The organism is Mesobacillus boroniphilus JCM 21738, from assembly GCF_000517385.1.
In the GTDB taxonomy this organism is placed as follows: Bacteria; Bacillota; Bacilli; order Bacillales; family Cytobacillaceae; genus Mesobacillus; species Mesobacillus boroniphilus.
Genome location: NZ_BAUW01000088.1, coordinates 1 through 14,470, shown reverse-complemented (window position 1 = coordinate 14,470; position 14,470 = coordinate 1). Strand labels below are relative to the sequence as shown.

The following is a 14,470-nucleotide window of genomic DNA, read 5'->3' as shown; positions in this document are numbered from 1 at the left end:
ATTTTATAATTTCCAATTTCCTATTAAATAAAAAAACCTTCCTGGTAAAAGGAAGGTTTCAGAACTTTATACTCTCACAAATGGAGTGTTTTTTAATCCTTCTAAAAACTCATCAAACTGCTTAAGGTCCATCTGCTGGGCATTGTCGGATAAAGCTACTGCTGGATCTGGATGAACCTCTGCCATTACTCCATCTGCCCCAATTGCAAGTGCAGCTTTGGCTGCAGGCAGCAGCAGATCCCTTCTGCCAGTAGAGTGGGTAACATCAACCATGACTGGAAGATGTGTTTCTTTTTTCAGAATTGGCACTGCAGAGATATCAAGTGTGTTCCTTGTTGCCCTTTCGTAAGTCCGTATTCCACGCTCACAGAGAATGATCTGGCCATTGCCCTGTGACATGATATATTCAGCCGCATTGATGAACTCTTCGATTGTGGCGGCAAGTCCACGTTTTAGTAAAATAGGTTTGTTAACGGCTCCTGCAGCTTTTAGAAGCTCGAAGTTTTGCATGTTGCGGGCGCCGATTTGGATCACATCAAGGTAGTCAACAGCTATTTCGATATCGGCAGGTGTGACAATTTCACTAATGACAGCGAGATCATATTCATCTGCGACTCTCTTTAAAATCTTAAGTCCTTCTATCCCTAGACCCTGGAAGTCATAAGGTGAAGTCCGGGGTTTGAAAGCTCCGCCGCGCAGCAGCTTGAAGCCCTTCGCTTTAACTGCTTCAGCCACAGTCGCCACTTGTTCATATGATTCAACTGAGCAAGGACCGAAAACAAAATCCGGTGTGCCATCGCCGATTTTTAAGCCCTTAATGTCAATGATGGTATCCTCAGGCTTTTTCTTCCTGGAAACAAGAAGAGCTTTACGGTGGTCATCTGATTGAAGTTCAAGGCCAGCCTTAAATACTTCCTTGAAAATATGTTCTATTGTTGAATTCTCAAAAGGACCGTTATTTTTTTCCTTGATCAAATCAAGCATTTCTCTCTCACGCACAGGGTCATAACGGTAGACACCCTGAGTTTCTTTTGCACGGCCAATTTCTTGGACGAGCAGGGCTCTTTCATTAATTAATGATAAAAGCTCTAAATTCAATTCATCTACACGATTTCTAAGCTGGTCAAGATTTTTACTCATTTTCTGTCCCGTCCTTTCGAAATTCATTTTAGTCCTAACCCTAAGACTTTTTCAAACAAAGAGACAACCATTACTTTAACTGCATCTGGAAATGCGTATAATCTGATCTTTTTTGCTGCACCTACACTTCTGATGGTGCAATTTTTATAAAATCAGCTTTCTGCGGCTCCGAACCTAAAGCAATGTCACTTCAAAGCCGATAATAGAATAGAAGCCAGATGTAATAAAATGCAGCTAATGTGCTATGAATCAAGCTGTATAATATGATAAAGGTAATTATATCTGAAAAAATATTGATTGTCACGCAAAAATTCTTTAATAATTAAACGCTTTTAAGTGATAAAGCATCGTATGAGAACTTAAGTTAGAGGGTGCATGAATTGCATGTGAATAATAAACTGTTTGCGCTAGATATTGGAACCAGGTCTGTAGTGGGAATCATCCTGGAAGAATCTGATGGATATTATGAAGCCGTCGACATCATTGTCCGTGAACACAAGGAAAGATCGATGCTGGATGGCCAAATCCATGATGTTTTGTCAGTATCCGAAATCATCACTGAAATTAAAGAGGCACTGGAAGTTACCCATGGGCCATTAACAAAGGTTTGTGTTGCTGCAGCTGGCCGTGCTCTGAAAACTGAACAATCAAAAGCTGTAGTCGATATTTCAGGCAACCCGATGTTTTCAAAGCAGGATATCCTCCACCTTGAATTAAGTGCAGTCCAGCTGGCACAAGCTGCTGTTGCTGGTGAAAAAAACAATGAACATCACTATTATTGTGTCGGATACTCTGTACTTTATTACCAGCTTGATGGAGAAGAAATCGGAAGCCTGATTGACCAGCGAGGTAATGAAGCATCCGTGGAAATCATCGCGACTTTCCTGCCAAAAGTTGTCGTTGAATCACTATTATCTGCTTTAGACCGTGCTGGTCTTGAAATGGACGCTCTTACTCTTGAACCAATCGCTGCGATCAATGTACTGATCCCTGCCTCAATGAGAAGATTGAATGTCGCTCTTGTTGATATAGGAGCAGGAACATCCGATATCGCGCTCACCGACTCAGGGACAGTAATTGCCTATGGAATGGTCCCAGTAGCGGGAGATGAAATCACTGAAGCGGTTAGTGATGAGTTTTTACTAGACTTCCCTCTTGCTGAAAAAGCAAAGCGGGATCTGCTTGAAAATCAATCAATCTCAATTACAGACATACTTGGCTTTGAAACAGTGATAAGCAAGGATGAAGCTGTTGAACGTATCGCCCCTGCAATTGACCGTTTGGCAGAAACAATCGGAGAAGAAATCCTGAGGTTAAACGGCAATAAATCGCCTAAAGCAGTGATGCTTGTTGGAGGCGGAAGCCTTACACCTGATCTGCCAGAAGCTTGCCACAAAGTTGAACCTGCCTGAAAACAGGGTCGCCATCCGTGGCTAGATGCCATTAACTCTGTATCATTCGCGCCACATATAACCAAAGGTCCTGAACTTGTGACGCCAATCGGAATTGCCATTGCAGCAAAGCAATCTCCTGTTCAATATCATACAGTTCATGTGAACGGCCAGCCGGTAAGACTGTTCGAGGTCAGCAAATTGACCGTTGGAGACTGTCTGCTGGCTGCCGGGATTAAAATGAACAAGCTTTACGGCAGACCGGGGCTTGCCATGATTGTCAGCCTGAACGGCAAAAATGTGACCATACCAGGCAAGCATGGCCAACAACCCGTATTATTGAAAAATGATTTACCTTGTTCATTCGATGATCAGGTAAATGGAGGAGATAAATTAACTGTCCAAAAGGGAGAGGATGGGGCCAGACCAGAGCTTACACTTGGTGACTTGATCGGTGAGCTTCCTCCCAAGACTGTCATTATCAATGGTCAAAGATTTGAAGTTAGCTCAGGTTTGACCTGCAATAGCTTTCCTGCTTCGATGTCTCAGCCTGTTGCGGACAGGGACGAGATCGTTTTTGACATGGCCGACACTGTCGAAGGAGTCCTAAAGGAGCTTAAACTCGCAGAACTGCTTAATGACACTCGCCCATTTTTTATAAAGATTGACCTTGTTGAACACAAGATCACTGAGTTCACCTGGAAGATTTATGTAAACGGCTTAGCAGCAAAATTGCATAATAATGTTGACCATCTAGATGACATCCGCTTTGAAAAAGGAGCGGAACCTACACTTAGAAGGCTGGCGGAAATACTGGAGATACCAGTTACTGAATCAATGCCGATCTTCTTCAACGGCCAGCAACTCCAGCTGGAACAGGAATTGGTTGAATTCATACGAGAGGGCATTAAGCTAGGGTTGGACGAACGCATACATAGCGGCGATCATCTAACCACTAAACAAAAGAATGTCCAGCCTTTTATCTTACAGGACTTATTCAACTTTGCACAGGTTGATATCCCTAAAGACAGCCGCGGATTCACCCTATTGAGGAACGGAGAAAAAGCAGCGTTTGACGATCGCCTTGCACCCGGTGATGAGCTTAATATTATCTTTGAAAGCCCAATAAGTCTAAAGTAAAAAACATCCTGTTTGGATGTTTTTTTACTTTACATTTTCTTCTTTAGCACCCGCCAATGATTTTGCGGTGATTTTAAAATGAGAAGCATGCCATGCAACATCTGAATTCACAAATAAAATAGCCTGCGGCGATTCATGTTTAACATGGAACTTCTCGGCAATATGGTTGGATAGATCACGCGAATCCTGGACTGTCAGATAATATAAATTATCGTTCCCATTGTTTTCGAACTTCGCGAATTCATCATATCCGGCCGCACTGATTGGGCAAGTCGTGCTGTGCTTCAGCATGAAGAATGTTTCACCGGAATCGACAAGATTGTCAAATTGTTCGACTGAATCAATCTTTTTCATCCTACTCTCTCCTTTTATAAGCCTCTTAACCCTGGCTTTTTTTATAAAAAATAAACGGTGAAGTTATCTTACCACTTCACCGTTTCATTGACAAACTTACTGATTCAGCTTGTTTTCAGTATCATCGAAAGCTTTTTGCGTTTCTTCAAGCTTCCTTTGGATTTCTTCACCAGTAGCAGTATGTGTGTTTTCCATTGAGCTTGTCTCTGCCATGGAAGTTGGTACTTCTTGAAGTTCGCCTTCGTTAACTTCCGTGTTCTCTGAAGTATTTCCGCTCTTGTTCTTCATGTCCTTCACTTTATTGGCAATCATAGAAGACTGCTGTGAAACAGTGTCTTTCAGGCCGCTTGCTTTCTCCTTCGCCACAGAGGCAAGATCTGCACTCTTGGTCTTAAGCGAAGAAGTTTGCTCATTAAGCGTTCCTCTTAATTCTTTACCTGATTTAGGAGCAAGCAACAGTGCGCAAGAGCCCCGGCTAGCCCGCCAACAATAGCTCCAGCAACAAAATCCCTGGAATTATTATTGTTGTCCTCTCTCATCTGTTCGTTTACATCATATTGGCTTTGTTCTCTGTTCATTATTCTATCTCCACCTTTCATTAATACCGAACACGTTCACGCTGCCTAGTTACCATCTCTTCGCCTTCTAGCTGATGGTCAATCTTGGCTGTTTTTTTTGATTGCCACTTATCCCTCAACTCAAGGAATACGTTACTCCATTGAACAACCTGAGAAATCTTGTCCTTATTTTTATCAATCTGAAGGTCCACCATTGTTTGGACATTATGAATAGATTGATTGAATCTCTGAACAGAATTCCCTACATCCTTCACAGCATTAACGACACCGTTCAAGCTCTCAGATTTTCTGGAAATATCGTCGGCCAAATTATTAGTTTTGTGCAGAAGCTCCGTTGTTTCACGCGTCACTCCATCCAACTGCTTCTCCAGGCCATCAAGTGTGCCTGATACACTGTCTAGAGTTGTTTGTAGAGATTTTAGTGTTTTGGATAACGAAACTACCAAAACCAAGAATGCAATTGCTATTACAGCAACACTTAAGTACAAAATAATTTCCACTGTTGAACACCTCCGTTAGCATATGTACATTTTACCCCGCAGCAAGCGACGTAAACCACCTTGTCTAATATGTATTTCAATATAAGCATACCCTTTTCCTTCCTGAATAAGAATATCTTTCTACAAATTTAAATTCCAGCACAAAGTTCCGCCACTCGACTTCGGCCATTGCAACTGCTTCTACTTTTGCGGAGATGTCTCTCGGAAGTTTCCTGCATTGAAAAGAGCACAAACACCGTCGTTTCGGTTACAATATGGTTATGTGCTTTATTTTAATACATAGGAGTGATATCGGTGAAAGATCCACGTATTCAAAAACTGGCAAAAAACCTTATCAATTATTCGGTCAAGCTTCAAAAAGGAGAAAAGGTACTGATTGAAAACTTCGGTCTCCAGCGTGAGCTTGTTACGGCTTTAGTGAAAGAGGCATACGAAGCTGGCGGATACCCATTCGTATCATTGAAGGACCACCAGGTGGACCGTTCATTGCTTATGGGAGCCCAGCAGGAGCAATTTGACATGATTGCTGAATTTGAAGCAAATGTGATGAGTAAAATGGATGCTTACATTGGCCTTCGTTCTGGAGATAACATCAATGAACACGCTGATGTTCCGGCAGATAAAATGAAGATCCATGGCAATACTGTCGGCAAGAAGGTACATAGGGACATTCGCGTTCCAAAAACGAGATGGGTTGTCCTGCGTTACCCTAACTCAGCAATGGCACAACTTGCGAAGATGAGTACTGAAGCCTTCGAAGATTTCTACTTCGACGTCTGCAACCTGGATTACGGAAAAATGGACAAGGCAATGGACAGCCTTGCAAATCTGATGAACCGTACAGATAAGGTAAGGATTACCGGACCAGGAACTGATCTGACCTTCTCAATAAAAGATATCCCAGCTGTAAAATGTGCCGGTGAGCTGAATATCCCTGATGGTGAAGTTTACACGGCACCCGTTCGTGATTCAGTCAATGGCATGATTACCTACAATACACCATCTCCTTACCAGGGATTCACTTTTGAAAATGTGAAGCTGACTTTCAAGGATGGAAAAATTGTTGAAGCGACCGCAAATGATTCAGAGCGCATTAATAAGATTTTTGATACAGATGAAGGAGCTCGTTTTGTCGGAGAATTTGCGATTGGCGTGAATCCATATATCCTCCATCCGATGCAAGACATCCTGTTCGATGAAAAAATTGATGGAAGCTTCCATTTCACACCTGGACAATGCTATGAGAATGCATTCAATGGCAACCATTCAAATATTCACTGGGATATGGTCAATATCCAGCGCCCTGAATATGGCGGCGGCGAGATTTATTTCGATGACGTACTGATTCGCAAAGATGGACGCTTTGTCATTCCAGAACTTGAAGGCTTGAACCCAGAGAACCTTAAATAAGTGAGCTAGAGAACATACAAAAGGATGCGGACCAAATGGCCGCATCCTTTTTACTGTATAGGAAAGTATAAATTCTTAACTCCGAGAATTGTTTAACTCCAGCGCCCAGCCTCTCCAGACGCTTGTCTAGCTGCGCTCCTAAATCCTCGAGACGCTTCGGTCCTGCCAATGAAGTCAAAGTACGACTTCACTGCCAGGCCCTCCAGCGCTTGTCGGGGCTGACCAAGGCGCTTTCGCTTTTCTTTACACTTGTAATTGATTTTCATATGCTTCCTGGAACTTCTGGATATCACCGGCACCCATGAATAGGATGACTCCATTTCCATGTTTTTTCAGACGTGATATATTATCCTCGGTGATGATTTCTGCGCCGTCGATTTTTTCTTTCAAATCTGTAATCGAAAGCTTTCCATGAATCTCACGGGCTGAACCAAAGATTTCACATAAGTAAACCATGTCTGCTTTATTTAAGCTTTCTGCAAACTCATTCAGGAAAGCTTGCGTCCTGGTAAAGGTATGCGGCTGGAAAACCGCGACGATTTCACGATCAGGATATTTCTGCTTAGCAGCTTCGATTGTTACTTTAATTTCTGTAGGATGGTGAGCGTAGTCATCAATGATCACCTGGTCTGCAACCTTCTTTTCAGAAAATCTCCTCTTCACGCCCTCGAACGTTTCAAGCTGAGACTGGATCACTTTTGATTCAATATTTTCGTAATGGCACAAAGCGATGACAGCAAGCGAGTTCAGGACATTATGGTCACCATAAGCCGGAATCGAGAATGTGTCATAGAAATTATTCCGGACAAAAACATCGAATGTAGTGCCTTCAGTTGACTTGACGATATTGCGAGCTTGGAAGTCATTTTCTTCGCCAAAACCATAAAATACAACCGGAACCTTGGCCTGGATTTTTTGCAGCTGCTCGTCGTCACCGCATGCAAAGATACCCTTTTTGACTTGCCATGACATCTCCTGGAAAGCAGAGAAAACGTCTTCTATATTGGCAAAGTAATCCGGGTGGTCAAAGTCGATATTCGTCATGATTGCGTAATCAGGGAAATACGAAAGGAAATGGCGGCGATACTCACATGCTTCGAATACAAAGTATTGAGCATCTTTGTCACCTTTCCCAGTGCCATCGCCAATCAGGAATGATGTAGCTTGGCGCCCCTCATCACATGCGCAAGCAAACCTGTAGTCGATGTTTTCCCATGAGCCCCAGTAATCGCAACACTAGTAAAGTTTTGCATGAAATCACCAAGGAATCTGTGATATCTGATGATTGGAAGACCTAGCTTCATTGCCTCCTGAATCTCCTCATGAGTATCCGGATAGGCATTGCCTGCAATGACCGTCATCCCAGGCTGTATATTTTCCTTATCAAACGGAAGGATCTTTATTCCAGATTTTTCTAGAGCCACCTGGGTAAAAAAGTGCTTATCATAATCGGAGCCCTGTACCTGATAATCCATATCATGGAGAACTTGAGCTAACGCACTCATTCCAGACCCCTTTATACCTACAAAATGGTAAATAGTCATATAAAGAACCTCCAACAACGTCTGTATGTAACACAGTATATGACAGATATCCTGAATTGCTCATTTCGCCAATTTCTCGTTATAAAACAGCGCAAAATACAATGCGGATAGTATCTGCCTTTCATGTATTCAATCATTATAGCATCATTACGGTAAATAACACAGTTTCATTAATCTGTTTCCATAAAGAATCTGTTTCCATAAAGTGCAGCTTTTTTTTAAAACCTGCACAAATAATGATAGCAAAGCAAATGGTTAAGACCGAAATGATGAATAAAAATACATATTCCCTTTATTAGTTGCTTTCAAACTTTTTAAAATTCTACTTTTTCTAATCGGGGATTCGGCCTGTACTTTCTGCCTGACTTCGCCTGATGTTTCCCGTTCAACATGACATTGTCACCAGTAAAACCAATTTTCAATTTTAAAAGGCTGCCGCCTACACCGTACATGTCGACTGGTACATTTTGCTTTTCAAACTCCACGATCCTTTTTTCACTGAAGCCGCCGCTCACGACAATTTTTACATGGTCAAATCCTTCGCCATCAAGCGCTTTTCTGAGTGCGAAAATTAATTCTGCATTCACTCCGCGAGGATCGAATGTTCCAAGCAAGTGCTGGTTTCGAAGGAAATACTGGTCGATTAGTGTACGGGAAGTATCAACCCTGACACCCTTCAGCTTTTCCCCAAATTCCCTTGCGACTTTCAATGAGTCGGTAATCGCATCATTATTATAATCAATAAGAGCGATCAAATCATCATTTGGGAAGGTTTCGTGATAAGCCTGGGTGGCTGCGACGATATCACCGTTGAACATTTGGATCAGTGCATGCGGCATCGTACCCATGCCATGCTTGCCCCACCATTCATTCATCGCATGTGTGGCCTGGGCAGTAGCCCCACCTATATAGTCCCATAACCGTCACCAGCCTGTGTTGTATAATGGTCGTCACGGTCTCCCATGAAAATGACTGGCTTTTGCTGTCCTGAATAGCTTGCTGCCTTTACGACATTATAAACATTTGTCGAGACAGAACTTCTTCTTGCCAGGATGCCGTCAATGATACCCTCGAGGTAACCGAAACTCTGGTATGGTCCTGTAATGGTCAGGACTGTTTCAAACGGGGAAATTTTATCTCCATCTTTAAGTGAATGAATCTCCAGTTCCTCAGGACGGTCAGCAAACGTTTTTACCAGGGCGATTACTTCATCAGTCCCGCACAGAACTGCTTCGTCCTTCTGGAAAAACTGCATCGTGATAATATTGTCTTCATGATATTTCTTTACAAGCTCTCGAGTTTTAAGAAAATACACGGCTGAAAACCAACCGTCCCGGATCCTTTCATCAAATTTAAATGTATGATTGGTCAGACGGCTGATTTTTCCTTGTATTTTCAATTCGATTTCTTTCATCCAAAAAGCTCCTTCAATAATAACCCAACATCTATAGTCATTTATCCTTATTATAAGTACATGCTAATAAAGAATACCTTTTATTAATTGAATGTACTAGTTTCCTGGAGGGCCTCAAGATCCGCAGCAGTAATCAGGACATCCCTTGGCTTGCTGCCCTTGCCCTCAGAAATGAATCCTTGTTGCTCCATCATCTCAATCAGTCTGGCCGCCCGGTTATAGCCGATCTTAAAACGGCGCTGGACGCTTGATGTTGAAGCGCCGCCCTGGTCGATGACAAATCCACATGCTTCGTAGAAAAGTTCATCTTCGTCTTCCGTCACCTGGGCCTTCTTGAGCAGTTCATCTTGTTCAAACAAGTATTGGGGATTCCGTTGCTCCCTGACAAATGCCACAATGTCATCAATCTCATTATCAGTAACGAAGGTTCCCTGCAGACGGAATGGCTTTGATGACCCATTTTCCAGGAATAGCATATCCCCGCGGCCAAGAAGCTTTTCTGCCCCGCTGATATCAATGATCGTCCTTGAATCCACCTGTGAGGAAACAGAGAAGGCAATCCTTGTAGGAACATTCGCTTTTATCAAGCCTGTAATGACATCGACGGATGGACGCTGTGTCGCGATGATCAAATGGATCCCGCAAGCCCGTGCCTTTTGGGCAATCCGGCAAATAGCCTCTTCCACATCGCCTGGAGCCATCATCATCAGATCTGCCAGCTCATCAATCACAATGACGATATACGGGAGCTTATCAGAAAACCTGCGTTGCTTCTGGGCAAGTTCATTAAATCTGCCTATATCGCGGACACCTGTATGTGCAAACAATTCATAACGGCGTTCCATTTCCTCAACTGCCCACTTCAGCGAGGCTGTCGCTGCTTTTACATCAGTGATCACCGGGCTGACAAGGTGAGGAATTCGGTTATAAGGTGCCAATTCAACCATTTTCGGATCAATCAGCAGCAGCTTCACCTCATCTGGATGTGCTTTATAAAGCAGGCTGACAAGCATCGTATTGATACAGACACTCTTTCCAGATCCAGTGGCACCGGCAATTAAACCGTGCGGCATCTTCTTCAGATCAGTGACGATTGGATTTCCGGCAATATCAAGTCCCAGGGCCACTGATAACGGTGATTCTAGATCCATAAAACCTGCAGACTGTAATATTTCACTTAATAATACCGGCCTGCTCGAATGGTTCGGCACTTCAATCCCAATGGTGTGCTTTCCTGGTATTGGAGCTTCGATCCGGATATCCTTCGCAGCAAGACTTAGTTTGATATCATCTGATAGATTCGTAATCTTATTGACTTTAACGCCTGGTTCCGGCTGTACCTCAAAACGGGTAACCGATGGTCCTTGTGTCATATTGACCACCCTGGCGCCTACATTAAAATTCCTTAATGTCTCATTGAGCATATGCTCCTGCTCTGAAAGCCATTCAGGATCAGGGGCCTTGAAAACAGGCGGGCTCAAAAGATCCAGTGGCGGAAAGTCGTATACTGCGGCTGGTTGGACTTCTGGCTGTATGGCCGCTTCTCGATCATTCGATTGGACTGGTTCCCGCTCGAACTGACTGCTCATTGGCATAGAAGTTGAATTCACCGCTGCCGGTTGTGCTTGTCTTGGCTTTTCTCTATTAGAAGGGCCTGTTACCGGACTAACTTCAACTGATAAAGTGTCCTGCTGGTGGTTTATGGCACCCGACGTATTTTCTGCTACTATTAGAGTTTCCTGCTGGGCAGCTGGTTGATGTTCCTGTTGGACAGTTAATGGAGGTTCCTGATGTATAGCTGATTGTTGTTCCTGCTGAACTGTCAGAACACCTGATGAACTGCTGTCTGCCGACAACTCGTATTCTAGCATTTGATTTTTCTGCCCGCTAACATCTGAAGAAGGTGCATCAACATCAGGATGTGTTTGGCGTTCGCTTGTCTTTCTTCCTTCAGTCATAAAGGATGGATATTTAGACGTGTTCCGCTCTCTCCACTTCCTCTTGTCCTGCTTAAGCATAAGCACATTGAATGGAAGCTGCCTTTTTGGCTCTGCAGGCTTATCCTCTACAGTCGGGGCAGAGTCAGGAGTGTGTTCCGGCTCTGCTTCCTCAAAAGATCCTTCCGTTTCCGTGTTTTGTACCTCAGCATTACCGACAGGCTGAACAGTTAGTTCTTCCCGGTGTTTTTGATAGCGGTATGCTTCATACTCTTCCTGGCTTTGTTGTGAATCTGTCTCTTCCAAGTTGCAATGAGAGTCTATGGATTCTGTATCTTCAGATCTGTTTTGAGAACTAACCGCATCAGTCTCTTCTTGGGTATTTTGAAAACCTATTGATCCTGGATCTCCCGGGTCAGGCTGATAACTGGTTACTTCTGCCTCTATGACATCCTGCTCAAGCTCTGCATCAGTTATATGTTCATTTTGAGAAACAAATTCCAGTTCATTGTCGTTATTGAGAATGATATCAAGCGCCTCTGTTTCCAACTCTGGTTGTTCTACTTGTTCATCGACTTCAGTTACCTTGAGGCCCTGTGTTTCAGCAAGATCATCTTCTAAGTATATATCTTGCGTCACTGCCTCATCATGAACTTTTGGTAAAGCAAGAACTTCTGTTGAAACAGGAACTTCCTTTAAATCCATTGCTTGCGACATGATATTTATGTCATTATGCTGTAATTGTTCAACTGCACTGCTCTGACCCTTTTCAAAACCAGCCAGTTCATATTCAACATCCTCCAGGTCCATTTGGGTCTTACTTTTTCTAGGAGGTCTGTTAAATGCATAAATAGGGGACGGGATTTCGGTTGGTTTAAAAGGCTGCCGAAATTTCGGTCCGCTGTCTTTCCGAGTTTCATAATGAAACTTCGGTGCAGATTCCACGGTTTTTTTAGGCTTGTATAGTTCATTTGGTTCTCTTGCAGTATCACGTTTGACTTTACTCCGGGCATCCACGGCTGGATCTCGGCGTTTATTATGGAAGGACTCACTTTCTGCTTGCCGTTCATTCTTAATCCTCAGTGAACCTTGCTCTTTAATGAACGGCTTAATCTCACCAACCTGGCTGACCTTTTCTGGGCGACCTTTTCCCGGAGTGGATTTTTCAGGAGCTGCCTTCTCATCCGGTATCAATGGAAAACGGAACTGACCTTTTGGATATTGGTATAGTACCTTTGCCTCTATATCCCTTTTTTCATTCTGCTCTTTTTTTAATGGCCTTGAAACAGGTTGATCTTGTTCCATATCATTAAATTCATCATCGTTTTGGAACACGCTAAAAATCTTTTTAATCCAACTCAATATAAATCACTCTTTCTTTCGCATTTCATTATTATTTTAACAGTAAATCAATATTTTTCGAGATAAAATGAAAGAATGAGCATTTTTTACGAGAAGAAATTTTCAATAACAATCAACTTTAGGCTCAGTTATTTACAAAACATGACATCATATGTACATAAAGGAAAGTGCAAGCGCCTTGGTCAGCCCCGACAAGCGTTGGAGGGCCTGACAGTGAAGTCGCTCTTTGACTTCATTGGCAGGACCGAAACGTCTCGAGCTGCTCAAAGCTAACGCTTCTCGCAAGATACTCGAGGAAGCACTCTCAGGGATGAAAACTGGCTAGGCGCTGTAACTAGACAATGGAAAAAAGCCCGTTAATTCCGGGCTTTCGCTTCTTTCGTTACTATTCCTTTTTTGTTTTACCTAAAATAAAGATTGGCTCCAATTCTCCATCTTCATATAGGAAGCTTAGGGCAGTAATTGGCACTCTTCCACTCGCAAAAAAGCTCATCGTCATCTGGGCCAAAATATCATAACCTGTGTTATTTTCCACATCGGCGATGATTAAAACATCTTGATGGGGAACGGCAACAGTCATGGTTCCCTTCATCTTTTTCTTCATTTCATTTAAAAAACTTGTATTCAAAATCCTGCTGGCATCATAGCGTCATTACTATTGAGGAAATAAAATGTGTTATCAGCAACACGGTCCTCTTTTAATTTTACGGAGAGTGAACGGATATTGAACAAAGCCGTCTCGCGGACCTGTCCCGCTAACCATCCTTCCTTTTTCAAAAGCTTTGAATCAATCAGCCTGTATGTAGTGCCTAAATCCAAAGCGTAATAAATCCTTGTTTCTGCGGTATGATGGTCATAAAGGAATGGTATCCCTTCCTCTGCCTCTGATGGAAATGACGTTGAACGGATGACAGGGAAAATATTTTTTTCCTTTCCTGACAGCTCGGCCTGGCTCTCCATCGCATTCAGGCCTTCTGATACATAATAGACAACCTCATCAATCGCTTTTTCCTTATGATCCTGCCATTTGGCGATAATCCCCGGTAGGCAATGGTGATTCCGCGACCAGTATTTTTATTTTCAATTCTCAACTGATCCTTTTCCCGGTCATAGGAAAAAGTCCGGTCAGGATGTTGAAGACGATTCTCCAGCTCTTTCCGCATTTTTCTGCTATCCATTGTCTTATCCCTCCATTTCTCCAGGAGTTTCTGCAACTTATTTTACATGAAATTTCCCTCCGCCTCAAAAGATGGAGGGAAATGATTAATTAGGCAAGACCTTCAATAAAGTTTTCGATTTCAGCCTGGGTCTTTCTGTTCTTACTGACAAATCGGCCAAGCTCCGTGCCGTTTTCAAAAGCGACAAAGCTCGGAATGCCATATACATCCAGCTGGATGCAAAGATCGATGAAATCATCACGATCCACAGAAATGAATTCGTATTCGCTGTATTTGCTTTCAATTCCAGGCAATACCGGCTCGATTACACGGCAGTCAGGGCACCAGCCAGCAGTGAATAAAAATATATGATTACCATCGTTTTTCAACGCTTCGAACTGTTCCATTGATTCCAAGTTTTTCAAAAGAATACCTCCCGGGAAAATCTCATTGTACTTTCCTTATTTTAACCATGCATTGAAAAAAAAGAAACTAATCTGACCTTTAAGCCACAATAAGCTGGCGAAATAAGAAAAGCGCAAG

General features: G+C 42.9%; 8 protein-coding genes and 4 pseudogenes. 2 read left to right on the top strand and 10 right to left on the bottom strand.

Going from position 1 to position 14,470, the window contains the following annotated elements:
• Positions 1 to 66: 66 nt before the first annotated feature.
• Positions 67 to 1,140, bottom strand: coding sequence for a bifunctional 3-deoxy-7-phosphoheptulonate synthase/chorismate mutase (locus tag JCM21738_RS17900; protein ID WP_035209810.1), 1,074 nt, complete (start codon positions 1,138 to 1,140; stop codon positions 67 to 69).
• 380 nt (positions 1,141 to 1,520) lie between these two features.
• On the opposite strand from JCM21738_RS17900, the pseudogene JCM21738_RS27505 reads away from it, so the two are divergent.
• A pseudogene (locus tag JCM21738_RS27505) lies at positions 1,521 to 3,671 on the top strand (cell division protein).
• Positions 3,672 to 3,695: 24 nt separating this feature from the next.
• Here JCM21738_RS27505 and ytxJ read toward each other — a convergent pair.
• From ytxJ to JCM21738_RS17880, 4 genes are all read right to left on the bottom strand, one after another.
• Positions 3,696 to 4,025, bottom strand: coding sequence for a bacillithiol system redox-active protein YtxJ (gene ytxJ / locus JCM21738_RS17890; protein WP_023626956.1), 330 nt, complete (start codon positions 4,023 to 4,025; stop codon positions 3,696 to 3,698).
• A 96-nt stretch (positions 4,026 to 4,121) separates the two neighbouring features.
• Complete coding sequence (locus JCM21738_RS17885) at positions 4,122 to 4,481, bottom strand: YtxH domain-containing protein (protein ID WP_052019782.1); 360 nt, start codon at positions 4,479 to 4,481, stop codon at positions 4,122 to 4,124.
• Positions 4,451 to 4,603, bottom strand: coding sequence for a hypothetical protein (locus JCM21738_RS26165; RefSeq protein ID WP_243463069.1), 153 nt, complete (start codon positions 4,601 to 4,603; stop codon positions 4,451 to 4,453). Before JCM21738_RS26165 ends, JCM21738_RS17885 begins: the two co-directional genes overlap by 31 nt.
• A gap of 20 nt (positions 4,604 to 4,623) precedes the next feature.
• Complete coding sequence (locus tag JCM21738_RS17880) at positions 4,624 to 5,103, bottom strand: DUF948 domain-containing protein (RefSeq protein WP_023626954.1); 480 nt, start codon at positions 5,101 to 5,103, stop codon at positions 4,624 to 4,626.
• Between the two features lie 294 nt (positions 5,104 to 5,397).
• On the opposite strand from JCM21738_RS17880, the gene JCM21738_RS17875 reads away from it, so the two are divergent.
• Positions 5,398 to 6,513: an aminopeptidase gene (locus JCM21738_RS17875; RefSeq protein ID WP_023626953.1), complete on the top strand. Its 1,116-nt coding sequence runs from the start codon at positions 5,398 to 5,400 to the stop codon at positions 6,511 to 6,513.
• Between the two features lie 243 nt (positions 6,514 to 6,756).
• Here JCM21738_RS17875 and murC read toward each other — a convergent pair.
• The 5 genes and pseudogenes from murC to JCM21738_RS17850 all read right to left on the bottom strand — a co-directional run bounded on the left by murC (position 6,757) and on the right by JCM21738_RS17850 (position 14,352).
• A pseudogene (murC, locus tag JCM21738_RS17870) lies at positions 6,757 to 8,057 on the bottom strand (UDP-N-acetylmuramate--L-alanine ligase).
• Positions 8,058 to 8,371: 314 nt separating this feature from the next.
• A pseudogene (locus JCM21738_RS17865) lies at positions 8,372 to 9,471 on the bottom strand (nicotinate phosphoribosyltransferase).
• Between the two features lie 83 nt (positions 9,472 to 9,554).
• Positions 9,555 to 12,770, bottom strand: a complete 3,216-nt coding sequence (locus JCM21738_RS23965; protein WP_023626950.1) for a DNA translocase FtsK — start codon at positions 12,768 to 12,770, stop codon at positions 9,555 to 9,557.
• A gap of 385 nt (positions 12,771 to 13,155) precedes the next feature.
• Positions 13,156 to 13,948 (bottom strand): annotated as a pseudogene (locus JCM21738_RS17855) (DUF1444 domain-containing protein).
• Between the two features lie 89 nt (positions 13,949 to 14,037).
• Entirely contained in the window at positions 14,038 to 14,352 is a 315-nt protein-coding gene (locus tag JCM21738_RS17850; RefSeq protein WP_023626948.1) for a thioredoxin family protein, read from the bottom strand.
• Positions 14,353 to 14,470 lie beyond the last annotated feature (118 nt).

What these genes read in the sequence shown, in the direction of transcription:
- ytxJ (WP_023626956.1), bottom strand. Translation starts at nt 4,025, where the DNA reads ATGAAAAAGATTGATTCAGTCGAACAATTTGACAATCTTGTCGATTCC.
- JCM21738_RS17900 (WP_035209810.1), bottom strand. Translation starts at nt 1,140, where the DNA reads ATGAGTAAAAATCTTGACCAGCTTAGAAATCGTGTAGATGAATTGAAT.
- JCM21738_RS26165 (WP_243463069.1), bottom strand. Translation starts at nt 4,603, where the DNA reads ATGAACAGAGAACAAAGCCAATATGATGTAAACGAACAGATGAGAGAG.